Below are 14,378 nucleotides of genomic sequence, written 5' to 3' on the forward strand. Positions count from 1 at the left end.
GGGCCCGCGGGTGCGGAGGTGGCGCGAGCGTCGCTGCGCGAGGGCGTCGCCGTCCTCGTCGGCGAGGTGGAGGCGGAGACGGTGGGCGGGCGGCGGGTCCGTCTGCTGCCGCGACGCGACGGCGGGAGCACGGTCGTGCTCCTGCGCCCGGACGGTCATCCGCTGGTGGTGCACGAACCGGAGACGGCGCTGGCGCGAGCCCTCGACGCCGCCTGCCCCCGGGTGGGGGTGCCGGTGCCGTGACGACGTTCACCTCCGCCTTCCTCTTCCCCGGTCAGGGCGCGCAGTCGGCCGGCATGGGGATGCGGCTCAAGGAGCGCTTCCCCGACCTGCTCGACGACCTCTACGCCGAGGCCGACGACATCGTCGGCTACCCCCTGACCGCGCTGTGCGCCGAGGGGACCCGGGCCGTGCTGCGGGACATGACCGTCACGCAACCCGCCGTCTTCCTCACGAGTCACGCCGCCAGCATCGTCGCCGACGACCTCGGGCTGCGTCCCGACGTGGTGGTGGGGCACTCCCTCGGCGAGTACGCGGCGCTCGCGGCCGCCGGTGTGCTCGACTGGCGCGACGCCCTGCGGCTGGTCCACGTGCGCGGCAAGCTCATGCGCAGCGTGCACCGTCGGACCGACGGCAAGATGGCGGCGGTCATCGGCGTCCCCGTCTCGGTCGTCGACGACTTCTGCGCCGACGTCCGTGCGGAGCTCGGCCAGGTGGTGGAGATCGCCAACGAGAACGAGCCGACGCAGGTGGTCGTCTCCGGCGAGAGCGGCGCCGTGGACGCGCTGCTGGAACGGATCGACGCCGCCGGCGCCGAGCGGACGCTCGTGCTGCGCATCGGAGGACCGGCGCACAGCAGCCTGATGGCCGACGTCAGCCGGACCTTCGAGCACGCGATCACCGCCACCTCGTTCGCTGACCCGACGCTTCCCCTCCTGTCGAGCAGCACGGCGGGCGTCGTCCCCGACGGCGCTGCGGTCCAGGCGGCGATGCGGCTGCAGCTCGTCCGCCGCGTCCGCTGGGTCGAGACCATGACGCTGCTCGTGCACTCGGGACTCCGCCGGACGCTCGAGCTGGGGCCCGGGAAGGTCCTGACCGGGATCGTCCGGCGACAGCACCCGCAGATCACCACCTACCGCACCGAGGACGAGAAGAGTCTCGGTACCGCCGTTGAGGAGTGGTTCCATGCATGACGTCCCGATGGGCGCCGACATGCGCGTCCAGGTGAAGGCGCTCGACAAGCTGCGGCAGGAGGCGCGCGGCGACCACGACGAGATCGGGACCCGACGCCAGCACGAGAAGGGCAAGCTGACCGTCCGGGAGCGGATCGACCTGCTCTTCGACCCGGGCAGCTTCGTCGAGATCGACACCTTCCGCCGGCACCGGTCGACCAGCCTCGGACTCGCGGACAAGAAGCCGCTCACCGACGGCGTCGTGACGGGATGGGGCGACATCCACGGTCGCCGGGTCTTCGTCTACGCCCACGACTTCCGGATCTTCGGCGGCTCCCTCGGCGAGGAGCACGCGAAGAAGATCCAGAAGGTCCTCGACCTGGCCCTCAGGGCCAGGTGCCCGGTGATCTCGCTCAACGACGGGGCCGGGGCGCGCATCCAGGAGGGCGTCGCGGCGCTCGCCGGCTACGGGGGGATCTTCACCCGCATCGTCAAGGCGTCCGGCGTCGTCCCCCAGATCAGCGTGATGCTCGGGCCGTGCGCGGGTGGTGCGGCCTACGCGCCGGCGCTGACCGACTTCGTCTTCATGGTCGACGGCTCCTCGCAGATGTTCGTGACCGGTCCCGACGTCATCAAGGCGGTCACCGGCGAGCTGATCTCCCAGGACCAGCTCGGCGGTGCGCGGGTCCACTGCGAGACGTCGGGCGTCGCGCACGGCTTCTACGACGACGAGCGCACCTGCCTGGAGGAGGTGCGGTACCTGGTGTCGATGCTGCCGCAGAACAGCTCCAGCGCGCCGACCCCGTACGTGCTGGAGGACCCGGTGGACCGGGAGTCCCCCGAGCTGCTGGACCTCGTCCCCACCAGTCCGACGGCGAGCTACGACATGCGCGACGTCATCGAGTGCCTCGTCGACGACGGCGAGCTCTTCGAGGTGCACGCGCACTGGGCGCGCAACATCGTCTGCTGCCTCGCCCGGATGGGTGGTCGGGTCGTGGGCATCGTCGCGAACCAGCCGCAGGTGCTGGCCGGCGCGCTCGACATCGACGCCTCGGACAAGGGGGCCCGGTTCGTGCAGATGTGCGACTCCTTCCGGATCCCGCTGCTCACCCTCGTCGACGTCCCCGGCTTCCTGCCGGGTGTGCACCAGGAGCACCACGGCCTGATCCGGCACGGCGCGAAGCTGCTCTACGCCTACTGCAACGCCACCGTCCCTCGGGTCTCGGTGGTCGTGCGCAAGGCGTACGGCGGAGCGTTCATCGTGATGGACTCCCAGTCCGTCGGGGCGGACGTCGCGCTGGCCTGGCCGACGAACGAGGTCGCGGTCATGGGCCCCGACGCCGCGGCCAACGTCATCTTCCGGCGCGAGATCGCGGCGGCCGACGACGGCGTGGGCGAGCACCGGCGCCGGGTGGAGCAGTACCGGGAGGAGTTCATGCACCCCTTCTACGCCGCCGAGCGCGGCCTCGTGGAGGACGTGATCGACCCGGCGCACACGCGGCGGATCGTCATCGACTGCTTCCGCTCGCTCGCCGGCGAGACGGACCTCGGTGTGCCGGCCTCCGCGCACGGGAACCCGCCGACATGAGCGAGGTCGTGTTCATGTTCCCCGGCCAAGGGAGCCAGTTCGCGGGCATGGCGACCTCCCTGCGCGAGGACCGGCGCTTCGACCGGGCGATGGACGACTGCCTCGAGGCGCTCGGTGAGGTGGGGCACCGATGCGCAACGGCGTGGACGTCGGGTGATCCCGACCTGGTGGACGTGGGGAGCATCTCCCAACCCCTGCTCATGGCCGTCGGGACGGCGATGGCCGCGTGCGCCGAGGACGCCCTCGGTCGTCCGGCGGACATCGTCGTCGGCCACAGCATCGGGGAGATCGCCGCGGCCCACCACGCCGGCGTCCTCGACCTGCGCGCGACCGGCACGGTCTGCGCCGAACGGGCGAGACTCCTGGACGAGGGGCCGCGGGGACGACTGATCGGGGTGGCGGGCACGTGCGAGGCGGTGGGCGACGCGCTGACCGGCCTGCCCGAACCGGTGTGCATCGCAGCGGTGAACGGACCACGGCAGGTGGTCGTCGCCGCGCCCGAGCACCTGGTCTCGGCGGCCCGCGCCGCGCTGCGCACGGCAGGTCTCGCCACGATGCTCGCGGGGGCGACGGAGCCGTTCCACAGCCCGGTGATGGGGGAGGTCGCACGGCGCTTCACCGCGGCCCTGGCGGGCGTGCCGCTGGCGCTGGCCGCTCGCTCACGCATGGTCTCCTCGCTCACCGCGGCCGACCTGCAGGACGTCGAGGCCGTCGACCCCGCCTTCTGGGGAATGCAGCTCGCGCGGCGCATCCGCTTCTGGGACGCCATGCGCCACCTCGACGCGCCGGGGCGGGTGTTCGTCGAGACCGGCCCCGGGCGCGTGCTGTCCGGTGCCGCCCGCCAGCTGACGTCGGTGCGCGAGGGCACCTCGCGCGTCGTGACCATGTTCCCTTCGAGCCGCACCGACCGCAGTGGCGCGGCGTGGCGCGAGAGCCTGACGACGCTCGCCGGGCTGGGCTAGGGGTGCAGGAGCGTGGCGACCATGGGAGACGCGACCTCGACGATGCGGTCGATGTCGGCGTCGGTGAGGTCCGGCAGTCCGATGATGTGCCGACCGCTCGCCAGGCCCATCATGATGGCGGAGAAGATCGCCGCGCGCAGGCGGGCCTCGTCGGCGTCGATGTGCCGCTCGATGACGTCGATCGACGCGCGGGTCATGTGCTCGCGGAGCATGCTCGCGGCCATCTCGCTCGTCATGCTGGTGCGGAGCAGGACGGCCATCGGCGAGTGCGGGTCGGTCTCCCACATGCGCAGCATCGTGGAGACGTACCGGTGCGCCGACTCCTCGCGACCCTCCGTCGTCAGTGCGTCGATCGGGATGTCCCACGTCACGCACTCGCGGAACAGGTTCTCCTTGGTGCCGAAGTACTTCATCACGGAGGACTTGTCGATCTCCGCCTCGTCGGCCACGCGACGGATCGTCGTCCGCTCGTACCCGTGCGTGGCGAAGCACCGACGCGCGCTGTCGAGGATTCGCTGCCGTGTCAGTCCTCCCTTGGAGGTCGGACTGAGTGGTGCGATCTTCTCCATGGCGTCCCATCGACTCGACTCAACGGCTCCCGCAGCGCGGAAATGTTATCGCGGCCCATTGTGGCCCGCGCGGACCAGTGAAAGTATACAAGCGTTGCCCTCGCCGTTCGTCGCTCCCTCGCGCAGCACCGGGAGCGGCTCGTATCGGCCTGCACCGGCCGGACAAGGAGACCCACCGATGGACCCGATCGAGAAGACCCCCGTCGGCACCTGGAAGGGTGTCGCGCCGCACGACGGCCGTGAGGACGCGTTCCTCCTGTCGTTCGCCGACGACGGCACCGTGGCCCTGCGGACCCCGGCGAGCGAGGGGCACGGCGCCTGGACGTCGCGAGCCGGAGGGTTCTCGTACACGCTCGTCGAGACCCTCTTCGACCGCGAGCACCCGGTCCAGGTGCACATCGCCGTCGACGCCGTGATCGACGGCGAGACGTACCGGGGCAGCGGCACGGCCGAGGTCCAGGTCGCCGGCCGGACGGTCGCCTCGACGACGACGGACTTCGTCGCGTCGAGGACGGGGTCGGGGGTGGCGCCGTGGCACGTCGTCGCCCCGGGCCCGGGGTACCTGCGCGCGGACCTCGACACGACGGTCGCGGCGTTCGCGGCGCTGTCGGAGCCGATCGCGACCCTCGTGCCGCAGACCGACGAGGACTGGCGCGGGTGGAACCTGACCCTCGACGTCCCGCCGGCCCTCGTCGTGCGCCCGCGGGACGGGCGCCAGGTCGCCACGGCACTGCGCGTGGCCGACGACCACGGCTGGCCCGTCGCCGTGCAGGCGACCGGGCACGGCGCCTCGGTCGAGCTCGGACGCTCGATCCTGCTGGACCTGTCCGGGCTCGACGACGTCGAGCTGCGACCCGACACGGTCGTCGTCGGCGCGGGAGTCCGCTGGCGCGACGTCCTGCCGACCGTCGTCGCAGCCGGACGGATCGCGCTCTGCGGCTCCTCGCCCGACGTCGGCGTCGCGGGCTACCTCTCCGGGGGAGGCCTCCCCGTCCTCGCCCGCAGCCACGGAATGGCGGCCGACACGGTGCGGTCGCTGGAGGTGGCGACGGTCGACGGCGAGCTCCGCGTCTGCTCGCCGTCGCAGCAGCCCGACCTGTTCGCCGCATCGCTCGGAGGCCGGGGCAACGCCGGGGTGATCGTGTCGGCCGAGATCGCCACCCCGGTGCTCGCGTCCTTCGTCGGCGGCAACCTCACGTTCGGGGAGGAGGACGTCGACGAAGCCATCCGCACGTGGGCCGCCTGGAGCCGAGACCTGCCGCAGGAGATGAGCTCCTCGCTCGTCGTGCTCCGCTTCCCCGACCTGCCGCAGACGCCGCCGGAGAAGCGCAACCGCTACTTCGTCCAGGTCCGGGTGGCCTACGTCGGGTCCCTCGACGCGGCCGACGCGCTCCTGAAGCCGCTGCGCGCCCTGACGGTGGAGGCCGACACGGTCGGGCCGATGCCCTACGACCAGATCGGCCAGGTCTACCTCGACCCGCCGCGGGCCACCCCGGCGTGGATCGAGACCCGGGTGCTCGACGAGCTTCCCGACGAGGCGGTCGAGGCCCTCGTGTCCGTCGCCGGGCAGCACGCGACGCTTCCCTTCGGCGGGGTCGAGCTGCGGCAGCTGGGCGGCGTGCTTGCCTCGACCGCGTCGGTGTCGACGGCCAGCCACGCCCGCGAGGGCTACCAGCTGTTCGTGACCAACCCGGCGTTCGAGGACCGTCGCGAGGAGGTCTTCGCGGCGCAGCGCTCGGTGCTCGACGCGCTGGCGCCGTGGCTGCCCGAGAAGGCGCTGCCCGGCTTCCTGTTCAGCAAGGACCAGACACGTCGTCGGGTCCGACGTGCCTACGACGACGCCGACTGGGAGGCGCTGTGCGCGGCCAAGGAGACCTACGACCCCATGAACGTGCTCCGGGTGAACCACAACATCAGCCGGGGCTGAGCCGGACCGGAACCGCCGGGCCGAGGACGAAGGAGTGAGCGAGATGACGATGAGTGTGACGAGGCAGGACGCGGCGGCCGAGGCCGACCGCGAAGGTCGACTCCCCGACGCGACGTACACGCGGCTCGTCGAGGACGGATTCGCCCGGTGGTTCGTCCCGACGGACCGAGGCGGCGACGAGCGCAGCTTCGAGGACCTGCTCGAGGCCGTGAGCAGCCTGGGGGAGGACTGCACCTCGACCGCGTGGATCGCCTCCCTGACGGCCTTCGGTGGACGCTACGTCCGATGTCTGTCTCCCCAGGCCCAGCAGGACGTCTGGGCCGGCGGTCCGGACGCCAGGGTCGTGGCCTCCATCAAGCCCCAGGGTCGGCTCCAGCAGGTCGACGGCGACATCGTGCTCGACGGGGTGTGGTCGTACGTCAGCGGTGTCGAGCAGAGCGACTGGGCCCTGTTGTCCACCCCGGGCGGACCGCCCGGCGCCGGACCCGCACCGATCATGGCGCTGGTGCCGAGGTCGGACTACTCGATCGTGGAGGACTGGTCGTCGTTCGGCATGCGGGCGACGGGCAGCCACTCCCTGCGGCTCGACGCCGTCCGGGTGCCGTCCCACCGCACTGCGCCTCGTGGGCCCGTGATGGCCGGGGTCCCCTGGGGGCGACCTGACCTGCCGGCGGTACCGAGCACGGCCGTCAACGGGATCACCTTCGTCGCTCCCGCGCTCGGGGCGGCGCGGGCGGCCCTGCGCGACGTGCTCCCCGCCCTGGCGGGCCCGGTCACCGGCCCGCGTGCGCTGAGCGTCCCGTCCTACCAGGTGGAGCACGCCCGGGCGTCGGCCGAGGTCGACGCCGCGGCGCTGCTGCTGCACCGCCTCGCCGTGGGAGCGGACGCAGGCCGGGCCGACCCTGCCACGGTGGCTCGCAGTCGCCGCGACGCGACGTACGCCCTGGAGGTGCTGGTGACGGCTCTCGACCGCTGCCTGCGGGTCAGTGGCACGCGCGGCACCAGCCGGGGGACGTCCATCGAGCGACGCTGGCGTGACGTGCACTCCATCGCGTCGCACGCGGTCATGCAGTTCGAGCCGGCTGCGGTCGAGCACACCGTGCTCCTCACCCAGGAGCCGGCGTGATCGTCGTGACCGGTGCCACCGGGACGGTCGGACGCCACGTCGCGCGCGGGCTGCACGAGCGCGGGCACGACGTCGTGGCCGTGTCCCGCGACCCTGACCGGGCTGCGAGCCTGCTGCCGTCGGGCGTCCGCCGCGCCACGGTCGATGACGTCGACTGGTCGGCGGCCGGAGGTCTGTTCGTCAACCAGGCCGCGTTCCCCGACGGCGTCGGGGACCTGCTCGACGCGGCCGTGGCCAGGGGTCACGTCGAGCGGGTCGTGGCGCTCTCGACCTACACCGTCCTCGACGACGACCCACGCAACGCCATCGCGACGAGGCACCGCGCGATGGAGTCGTGCGTCCGGGCTGCGGGGGTGGACTGGGTGTTGCCCCGCCCGGCCGGTGGCTTTGCGAGCACGGCGCTCGAGTGGTCGAAGGAGATCCGCGAGACCCGTACGGTGCAGGCGCCGTACGGCGACGCCGAGGGAGCGCCGATCCACGAGCAGGACATCGCCGACGTCTGCGTCGCCGGGTTCGAGGACGACACGCTCGTGGGGACCGCGCCGATGTTCAGCGGACCGGCCTCGCTGTCCTACCGCGAGCGGGCTCGCACCATCGGGGAGGTGCTCGGCGAGCCCGTCGAGTTCATCGAGCTCGACGACGCCGCGGCCCGCGAGCGGATGACGGCCGTCGGGGTGCCACCCCATGCCGTCGAGGCCCGGCTGAGGATGTTCGCCGCGCTGGTCGGCGTCCAGCACGAGGTGCACGACTCGGCCCCGTTCACCGGTCATGCGCCCCGGACCTTCCGCGACTGGGTCGAGGACCACCGCGATGCCTTCGCCTGAGGTGCTGGTGCCGCGGCCGCCGGACGTCGTCGCGGGGACGCCGCGGGTGCTGCTGGTGGTCGGCAGCGGACGGTCGGGTCGCACCGGATCGCGCGTGGGCCGGTGGACGGCCGACCGGCTGGCGCGGGTCCTGTCCTACGAGGTCCCGTGCGTCTACACCTCCGATCTCGGCCTCGCGGACCTGCCCGTCGAGCTGCTCTCCGAGCGCGAGCGTCGCCTCGTCGACCGGACGTCGCGGCTGCTGGCCTGGGCGACGTCGGTCGTGGTGGTGACACCGGAGTACAACCGCAGCTTCCCGGCCTCGCTCAAGGCCTTCATCGACGCCCACCGCGACGAGTGGGTGGCGACGCCCACGGCGTTCGTGAGCTACGGCGGAATCTCGCGTGGACTCCGGGCGGTCGAGCAGCTCGGCTCCGTGCTCGGCGAGCTCCACGCCGTCCCCGTGCGCGACGGCGTCCCCCTCGACCCCGGCCAAGCGGCGGTACTCGACGTCGAGGCGGACCAGGGCGGCGCCGAGGCCGGCTTCTCCCGGATGGTCGACCACCTGCTCTGGTGGGACGCCGCGCTCACGGCCGCGGTGCGGAGCTCTCCCCATCCCTCGTCCGCGACGGTGGGACGACGTCGATCAGGCTGAGCCGGCAGACGCAGGCTGCTCGGACGGGCTGGTCGGGCCCAGGCTGGGCGCGAGGCGCCGGGCGGTGGCTCGCACGAGGGGGTGCATCCGGAAGACCTGGTCGTCGACGGGCAGCAGCAGGTGGCACTCGTCGAAGGCCATGCACGCGCGTCGCGCGTCCTGGTGGCCGCGTCCGAGTACCCGACGGATCGACTCGACCGTGATGATCTCGACCGGGCTGGCGGCGAGCTGCAGGAACTCCCTGCGGCGCTCGTCCTGCAGCTTCAGGACCGACTCCGCCAACGTGTCGAACAAGTCGATCCCCGGTGCCTCGACGTCCAGGACGTCGGGCACCTCGTCGTTGAGCCAGGCCTTGCAGTCCCGCATGGACGCGGACAGCACCTGCGCGCACGCGAGCCGGAGCCCGAGGGGCAGGTGCCCCGCCCACTCGACGAGCCCGGCGAGCGTCTTCGGGGTCAGGTAGGGCGCCCTGCCGTCGAGGTAGGTCGTCAGGATCTCCAAGCAGGTCTCGGACGACGGTGGCGCGAGGCGTACGTGCTTGGCGCCCGCCAGGGCGCCGAGGAGCCGGCGGGAGGTGACGAGCATGGCGGCGTGCGGTGACGTCGGCACGAGCTCCGAGACCGCTCGCGTGCTGGAGGCGTTGTCGGCGACCACGAGAAGGGCCCGGTCGCGGGTGCGTGCTCGCCACATCGCCAGTCGCGCCGACGGCGAGCTCGGGATGTCGGACTCCTCGCAGCCGAGCTGGACCAGCAGCGACGCGACGGCTGCGTGCGTCGGCATCGCGTCACGTCCCGGCGTGTAGCCCAGCAGGTCGATGAACAGCACGCCGTCCGGATAGCGGTGCTGGACCTCGTAGGCCGTGCGGACGGCAAGGGCGGACTTGCCGACCCCGGCCATGCCGGAGAGGGCCACGATGTCGGTCGTGGACCCCGTGCTCGGATCGAGTCCGGCGATCGCCTCGCGCAGCTCGTCGGTGCGACCACGGAAGTCGCGCACGTCGCGGGGCAGGGAGGAGTGGCGCACGGACGGGGGCTCGAGCGCGATGCCCGCGGGCTCGCGCGAGGTCGTCGTCCTGGTGTTCAGGACCTGCCGACACTCCGCCAGCAGGTCCTGGGCGTCGAGGGAGTCGGCGTAGAAGGACTGCGCCTGGAGGACGTAGTGGCGTGCCTGGAGCCCGATCCCCGACTCGGCGAAGGTCCGTGACATGGCGAGGAGGAAGAGGACGTGCTCGTGCCTGAGAGCCTCGATGTCGGCCTCGGCGCCGTGCGGCACGCTGCCGGTGACCGGGGAGCCTCGCCAGAGACGGGCGGCACGGTGGAAGTCCTCGATCTGACGGTCCTCGAGGGTGCCCCTGCTGGGAAGGGCGCCCGACAGCGCCCGGAAGCGCAGGACGTCGGACTCCGTGGCGCCCACGCTCAGCCGGTAGCCGCCCGCCGTCGTCTTGACGACCTCCCAGGAGTCCGTCGCCAGCAGGCGCAGCGAGGAGACGAGCTTGCGCACCTGCTGCTCCGCGGTCGCGGGTGGCCGCTCTCCCCAGGCTCCGGCGACCAGGTCCTCCATCGCGACGGACTCGTCAGGACGGAGCGCCAGACGTGACAGGATCCGGCGCGCCACCGGTCCGCCGAAGCTGACTGCTCGGCCGCTGGCCCTCAGCTCGAGTGGACCGAGCGCGTTGACCGCGAGATCCATGCTTCCCCCCGGGACGGTGAACTCGTCGTCGGCCTCGACGCCGGCGGGCGGGACGGACGGACGGACCGTCGCCTCGCCCGCCGATACGAGGCACACGCGTGAGACTAAGGTGTACAGTTGTTGCTGTCCATGGAAGCGGGAACCTTCATGACCAAATCCGGTGAAATTTCCAGTTCGGCCGGTGAACGCCCGGTGGCGCACCTGTTCGCGGGTCAGGGAGCGCAGCGCGTGGGCATGGGGGCGTCCGACCTGGAACGGTGGCCAGAACGCGTGGAGGCTGCCTCCGACCTGCTCGGGTACTCCGTGCGGAGCCGATGTCTGGAGGGTCCCGCCGACCTGCTGGCCTCCACCGACGTCACGCAACCGCTGCTCTACGTCGTGGAGTGCCTCTCCTTCGACACCTGGCGCGCCGAGGGGGCCGAGAGGGAGACCGTGCTCGCGGGCCACAGCCTCGGGGAGTTCGCCGCCCTCTACGCGGCAGGTGCCTACGACTTCGTCGAGGGGCTGCGCGTGGTGAGGGAGCGGGGCCGGCTCATGAAGGCTGCCGCCAACGGCGCGATGGCGGCGGTGGCACGCGTCCCCGTCGAGGACGTGCAGGCCCTCGTCGCCGAGGGCGTCGTGCCTGGGCTCGAGGTCGCCAACATCAACGCGCCCACCCAGTGCGTCGTGTCGGGACCCCCGCACGCGGTCGCCGACGAGGGCCTGGCCGCGCGGATCGCCGCGCTCGGCGGACGTCTCGTCAGGCTCAAGGTCGGCGGGGCGTTCCACTCCTCCCTGATGCTCGACGCCCAGCAGCAGTTCGCGACGTTTCTCGCCGGAGTGGAGCTCGCTCCTCTAGGCGCCACGGTGCTGTCGAACGTGACGGGCGAGCCGATGCCCAGCACGGGATACCGCGAGCTGCTCGTCCGTCAGCTGGCCTCACCCGTGCAGTGGCGGGCCTGCTGCACGTGGCTGCGCCGGGCCGGGATCGAGGACGGCGACGTCGTCGAGCACGGTCCCGGCAGCACGCTGACCAAGCTCTACCAGCAGAACGGGGCCGCCTGAGGCGCGTACGCCCCAGTGCTGCGGGCTCGTCGGGCCGCGGAGAGGACTGGCCCGGGAGCTCGGCGTGGAGGTGAGCGGTCCCGGTCACGCGGTCTGGACTTTCCCGACTGACGTCTCGGGCGGGGCGCATGTGCTCCCGAGAGCGGTGTCGATCCCGGCGGCCTCGCACCGGCGGACGTCGGCCCAGTCGCTCGGGCGGAATTCACGGACGTCGACCGTCGTCATGTCAGGCCGTCGTGGGAGTCCGCAGGATGTCGGCCAGCCCGTCGAGCGCACCCGGGACGAGGGCGTAGAAGGACCAGGTCCCGCGCTTGGAGCGGGTGAGCAGGCCAGCATCGACGAGGACCTTGAGGTGGTGCGAGACGGTCGGCTGGGAGAGGTTGACCGGCTCGGTGAGGTCGCAGACGCACGCCTCGGCGCCTTCGTGCGCAGCCACCAGCGAGAGCAGGCGAAGGCGCGTCGGGTCCGCGATGGCCTTGAACTTCACCGACAGTGCGGCGGCGTTCTCAGGGCTCAGTGCGTCGCGGACGATCGGGGCGCAGCAGATCTCTGCGGTCGTATCGAGGACGGGGAGCGAAGTGGCCATGACACCAGTATGGCCCATGCATTGACATTCGTCGATGGACTGCTACGGTCCATGCATAGACGTTCATCAATCAAGACGAACGTCGAGTGAACGGGATCGAGGAGTTCAGTGAGCGACGCAGCGCACGAGAAGCCGGTCGGCAGCAGCGAGGACGCCGTGGTGGCTCGGCTCTCCCGCTTGGACCGCTTCCTACCGGTCTGGATCGTGCTGGCCATGGCTGCCGGACTTCTGCTCGGCCGGTTCTGGCCGGATCTGACCGAGGCCCTCGACGCCTTCAAGGTCGGGTCGGTGTCCGTGCCGATCGCCATCGGGCTCCTCGTCATGATGTATCCGGTACTGGCCAAGGTCCGCTACAGCGAGACCGCCCGCGTCACCGGAGATCGTCGCCTCCTCGCCGCCTCGCTGGTGCTGAACTGGCTGATCGGCCCGGCACTGATGTTCGCGCTGGCCTGGATGCTGCTGCCCGACCTGCCCGAGTACCGCACGGGCCTGATCATCGTCGGCCTCGCCCGCTGCATCGCCATGGTCCTCATCTGGAACGACCTGGCTTGTGGTGACCGCGAGGCCGCGGCAGTGCTGGTGGCGATCAACTCCGTCTTCCAGGTCATCGCCTTCGCCGCCCTCGGCTGGTTCTACCTCCAGACCCTCCCCGGGTGGCTCGGACTCTCCACGACCAGCGCCGACTTCTCCGTCTGGGCCATCACCGTCAGCGTCCTGGTCTTCCTCGGCATCCCCCTGCTCGCAGGCTTCGCCACCCGACAGATCGGCGAGCGAGCCAAGGGCCGCGACTGGTACGAGAACACCTTCCTGCCCCGACTCGGACCCTGGGCCCTCTACGGGCTGCTCTTCACCATCGTCCTGCTCTTCGCACTCCAGGGCGAAGCGATCACGAACGCCCCCTGGGACGTCGTGCGGATTGCCATCCCACTGCTTGCCTACTTCGCCATCACCTTCACGCTCGGCATGCTCATCGGGCGCGGCCTCGGGCTCGGGTACGCCAAGACCGCCACCCTCGCCTTCACCGCCGCGGGCAACAACTTCGAGCTCGCCATCGCCGTCGCCATCGGCACCTTCGGCATCACCTCCGGCCAGGCCCTCGCCGGGGTCGTCGGACCCCTCATTGAGGTGCCCGTCCTCGTCGGCCTCGTCTACGTGTCCCTCTGGGCGCGCAAGTACTTCACCACCCCCGAAGGAGTCCGGTCATGACCACCACCGACACGCAGCCACTCGACACGCAGGGCATCGTCGAAGAACTGACCTACGCCTTCGACGGCGTCTTCACCTCCGACGAGGTGACCACCGCCGTGCACGATGCCCGCTCGGCGCTGGAGCCGACCGCCACGGTCCGCACCTACCTGCCCGTGCTCGTCAAGCGCTACGCGAGGGAGTTGCTGACCGCAGGTGCACAGGCCGACGGTCGCCTCGCCAAGACCGTGCCCGAGGTCCTGTTCGTGTGCGTGCAGAACGCCGGCCGCTCCCAGATCGCCGCCGCGCTCACCGAGCACCTCGCTCCCGGCAAGATCCACGTCCGCTCTGCCGGATCGGCGCCCACCGGCGAGCTCAACCCCCTGGCCGTCGACGTCCTCGCCGAACGCGGGATCACGCTCACCGAGGCCTACCCCAAGCCGCTGACGGACACGGTCCTCCACGCCGCCGACATCATCATCACGATGGGCTGCGGCGACACCTGCCCCATCTTCCCCGGCAAGCGCTACGAGGACTGGGACGTCGCCGACCCGGACGGGAAGACCCTCGACGAGGTCCGCGACATCCGCGACGACATCCAAGGCCGCGTCACCACCCTGCTGCGCGACCTCGACCTCTGAGACCAGGAGAATCATGACCAAGCCCACCGTCCTCTTCGTCTGCGTCCACAACGCCGGCCGCTCCCAGATGGCCGCCGGTTTCCTCAGGGAGCTCTCCGCGGGCAGCATCGAGGTCCTCTCCGCAGGCTCCATGCCCGGCGACCAGATCAACCCCGTCGCCGTCGAGGCCATGGCCGAGGTCGGCATCGACATCGCAGGGGAGCAGCCGAAGAAGCTCTCCACCGAGGCCGTCCAGGCGTCCGACGTCGTCATCACCATGGGCTGCGGCGACGAGTGCCCGTACTTCCCGGGCAAGCGCTACGAGGACTGGGAGTTGACCGATCCCGCTGGCAAGGGCATCGAGACCGTCCGCGAGGTGCGTGACGAGATCAAGACCCGGATCGAGTCGCTCATCGAGTCCCTGCGTCCCGTCCCCGCCGAAGAGAACTGAT

At 71.4% G+C, this 14,378-nt stretch carries 15 protein-coding genes; 12 read left to right on the forward strand and 3 right to left on the reverse strand.

Translation table 11 applies throughout. The annotated features are described in order from the left end of the window. The 4 genes from NH339_RS05240 to NH339_RS05255 form a co-directional block, all read left to right on the forward strand. Positions 1–243: hypothetical protein (locus NH339_RS05240; RefSeq protein WP_253023224.1), on the forward strand; the 243-nt coding region annotated here is incomplete at its 5' end. Next, positions 240–1,193 (forward strand): ACP S-malonyltransferase, encoded by a 954-nt coding sequence (gene fabD, locus NH339_RS05245; protein ID WP_253023226.1) that lies wholly within the window; start codon positions 240–242, stop codon positions 1,191–1,193. The genes NH339_RS05240 and fabD, both read left to right, overlap by 4 nt. Then, on the forward strand, positions 1,186–2,760 hold the full coding sequence (locus tag NH339_RS05250) for an acyl-CoA carboxylase subunit beta (RefSeq protein WP_253023228.1): 1,575 nt from the start codon (positions 1,186–1,188) through the stop codon (positions 2,758–2,760). The genes fabD and NH339_RS05250 overlap by 8 nt, the downstream gene beginning before the upstream one ends. Continuing rightward, entirely contained in the window at positions 2,757–3,722 is a 966-nt protein-coding gene (locus NH339_RS05255) for an acyltransferase domain-containing protein (protein ID WP_253023230.1), read from the forward strand. The genes NH339_RS05250 and NH339_RS05255 overlap by 4 nt, the downstream gene beginning before the upstream one ends. On the opposite strand, the gene NH339_RS05260 is transcribed toward NH339_RS05255, so the two are convergent. After that, positions 3,719–4,291, reverse strand: coding sequence for a TetR family transcriptional regulator (locus NH339_RS05260; RefSeq protein WP_253023232.1), 573 nt, complete (start codon positions 4,289–4,291; stop codon positions 3,719–3,721). The two genes, NH339_RS05255 and NH339_RS05260, sit on opposite strands and share 4 nt — an antisense overlap. 178 nt (positions 4,292–4,469) lie before the next feature. Here NH339_RS05260 and NH339_RS05265 point away from each other — a divergent pair, with 178 nt between their 5' ends. The 4 genes from NH339_RS05265 to NH339_RS05280 are packed head-to-tail and all read left to right on the forward strand — an operon-like array spanning position 4,470 to position 8,802. Then, a complete protein-coding gene (locus NH339_RS05265; protein WP_253023234.1) occupies positions 4,470–6,218 on the forward strand; it encodes an FAD-binding oxidoreductase in 1,749 nt (582 codons plus the stop codon). A 49-nt stretch (positions 6,219–6,267) separates the two neighbouring features. Next, positions 6,268–7,344 carry an acyl-CoA dehydrogenase family protein gene (locus NH339_RS05270; RefSeq protein WP_253023236.1) on the forward strand — a complete coding sequence of 359 codons (1,077 nt, stop codon included), beginning with the start codon at positions 6,268–6,270 and terminating at the stop codon, positions 7,342–7,344. Then, complete coding sequence (locus NH339_RS05275; RefSeq protein WP_253023239.1) at positions 7,341–8,168, forward strand: SDR family oxidoreductase; 828 nt, start codon at positions 7,341–7,343, stop codon at positions 8,166–8,168. The genes NH339_RS05270 and NH339_RS05275 overlap by 4 nt, the downstream gene beginning before the upstream one ends. After that, positions 8,155–8,802, forward strand: coding sequence for an NADPH-dependent FMN reductase (locus NH339_RS05280; RefSeq protein ID WP_253023241.1), 648 nt, complete (start codon positions 8,155–8,157; stop codon positions 8,800–8,802). Before NH339_RS05275 ends, NH339_RS05280 begins: the two co-directional genes overlap by 14 nt. On the opposite strand, the gene NH339_RS05285 is transcribed toward NH339_RS05280, so the two are convergent. Beyond that, positions 8,794–10,587 (reverse strand): hypothetical protein, encoded by a 1,794-nt coding sequence (locus NH339_RS05285; RefSeq protein WP_253023244.1) that lies wholly within the window; start codon positions 10,585–10,587, stop codon positions 8,794–8,796. The two genes, NH339_RS05280 and NH339_RS05285, sit on opposite strands and share 9 nt — an antisense overlap. 51 nt (positions 10,588–10,638) lie before the next feature. Between NH339_RS05285 and NH339_RS05290 the strand changes: the two genes are divergently transcribed. Beyond that, on the forward strand, positions 10,639–11,535 hold the full coding sequence (locus tag NH339_RS05290) for an ACP S-malonyltransferase (protein WP_256475006.1): 897 nt from the start codon (positions 10,639–10,641) through the stop codon (positions 11,533–11,535). Positions 11,536–11,761: 226 nt separating this feature from the next. Here the strand turns inward: NH339_RS05290 and NH339_RS05295 are convergent, their stop codons facing one another. Then, positions 11,762–12,121, reverse strand: coding sequence for a metalloregulator ArsR/SmtB family transcription factor (locus NH339_RS05295; protein ID WP_253023257.1), 360 nt, complete (start codon positions 12,119–12,121; stop codon positions 11,762–11,764). Positions 12,122–12,229: 108 nt separating this feature from the next. Here NH339_RS05295 and arsB point away from each other — a divergent pair, with 108 nt between their 5' ends. The 3 genes from arsB to NH339_RS05310 are packed head-to-tail and all read left to right on the forward strand — an operon-like array spanning position 12,230 to position 14,377. Continuing rightward, positions 12,230–13,327, forward strand: a complete 1,098-nt coding sequence (gene arsB / locus NH339_RS05300; RefSeq protein WP_308207033.1) for an ACR3 family arsenite efflux transporter — start codon at positions 12,230–12,232, stop codon at positions 13,325–13,327. Further along, on the forward strand, positions 13,324–13,947 hold the full coding sequence (locus NH339_RS05305; protein WP_253023259.1) for an arsenate reductase ArsC: 624 nt from the start codon (positions 13,324–13,326) through the stop codon (positions 13,945–13,947). Before arsB ends, NH339_RS05305 begins: the two co-directional genes overlap by 4 nt. A gap of 13 nt (positions 13,948–13,960) precedes the next feature. Then, the gene (locus NH339_RS05310) at positions 13,961–14,377 is read left to right on the forward strand and encodes an arsenate reductase ArsC (RefSeq protein WP_253023261.1); all 417 of its coding nucleotides are present in this window, start codon (positions 13,961–13,963) and stop codon (positions 14,375–14,377) included. Position 14,378 lies beyond the last annotated feature (1 nt).

The sequence above is a fragment of the Aeromicrobium sp. CnD17-E genome (assembly GCF_024124745.1).
GTDB lineage: Bacteria > Actinomycetota > Actinomycetes > Propionibacteriales > Nocardioidaceae > Aeromicrobium.

Coding starts and splice junctions, on each gene's coding strand:
- NH339_RS05280 (WP_253023241.1), top strand. CDS start 8,155: ATGCCTTCGCCTGAGGTGCTGGTGCCGCGGCCGCCGGACGTCGTCGCG.
- NH339_RS05295 (WP_253023257.1), bottom strand. CDS start 12,121: ATGGCCACTTCGCTCCCCGTCCTCGATACGACCGCAGAGATCTGCTGC.
- NH339_RS05310 (WP_253023261.1), top strand. CDS start 13,961: ATGACCAAGCCCACCGTCCTCTTCGTCTGCGTCCACAACGCCGGCCGC.
- NH339_RS05265 (WP_253023234.1), top strand. CDS start 4,470: ATGGACCCGATCGAGAAGACCCCCGTCGGCACCTGGAAGGGTGTCGCG.
- NH339_RS05270 (WP_253023236.1), top strand. CDS start 6,268: ATGAGTGTGACGAGGCAGGACGCGGCGGCCGAGGCCGACCGCGAAGGT.
- NH339_RS05260 (WP_253023232.1), bottom strand. CDS start 4,291: ATGGAGAAGATCGCACCACTCAGTCCGACCTCCAAGGGAGGACTGACA.
- NH339_RS05290 (WP_256475006.1), top strand. CDS start 10,639: ATGACCAAATCCGGTGAAATTTCCAGTTCGGCCGGTGAACGCCCGGTG.
- NH339_RS05305 (WP_253023259.1), top strand. CDS start 13,324: ATGACCACCACCGACACGCAGCCACTCGACACGCAGGGCATCGTCGAA.
- NH339_RS05255 (WP_253023230.1), top strand. CDS start 2,757: ATGAGCGAGGTCGTGTTCATGTTCCCCGGCCAAGGGAGCCAGTTCGCG.
- NH339_RS05250 (WP_253023228.1), top strand. CDS start 1,186: ATGCATGACGTCCCGATGGGCGCCGACATGCGCGTCCAGGTGAAGGCG.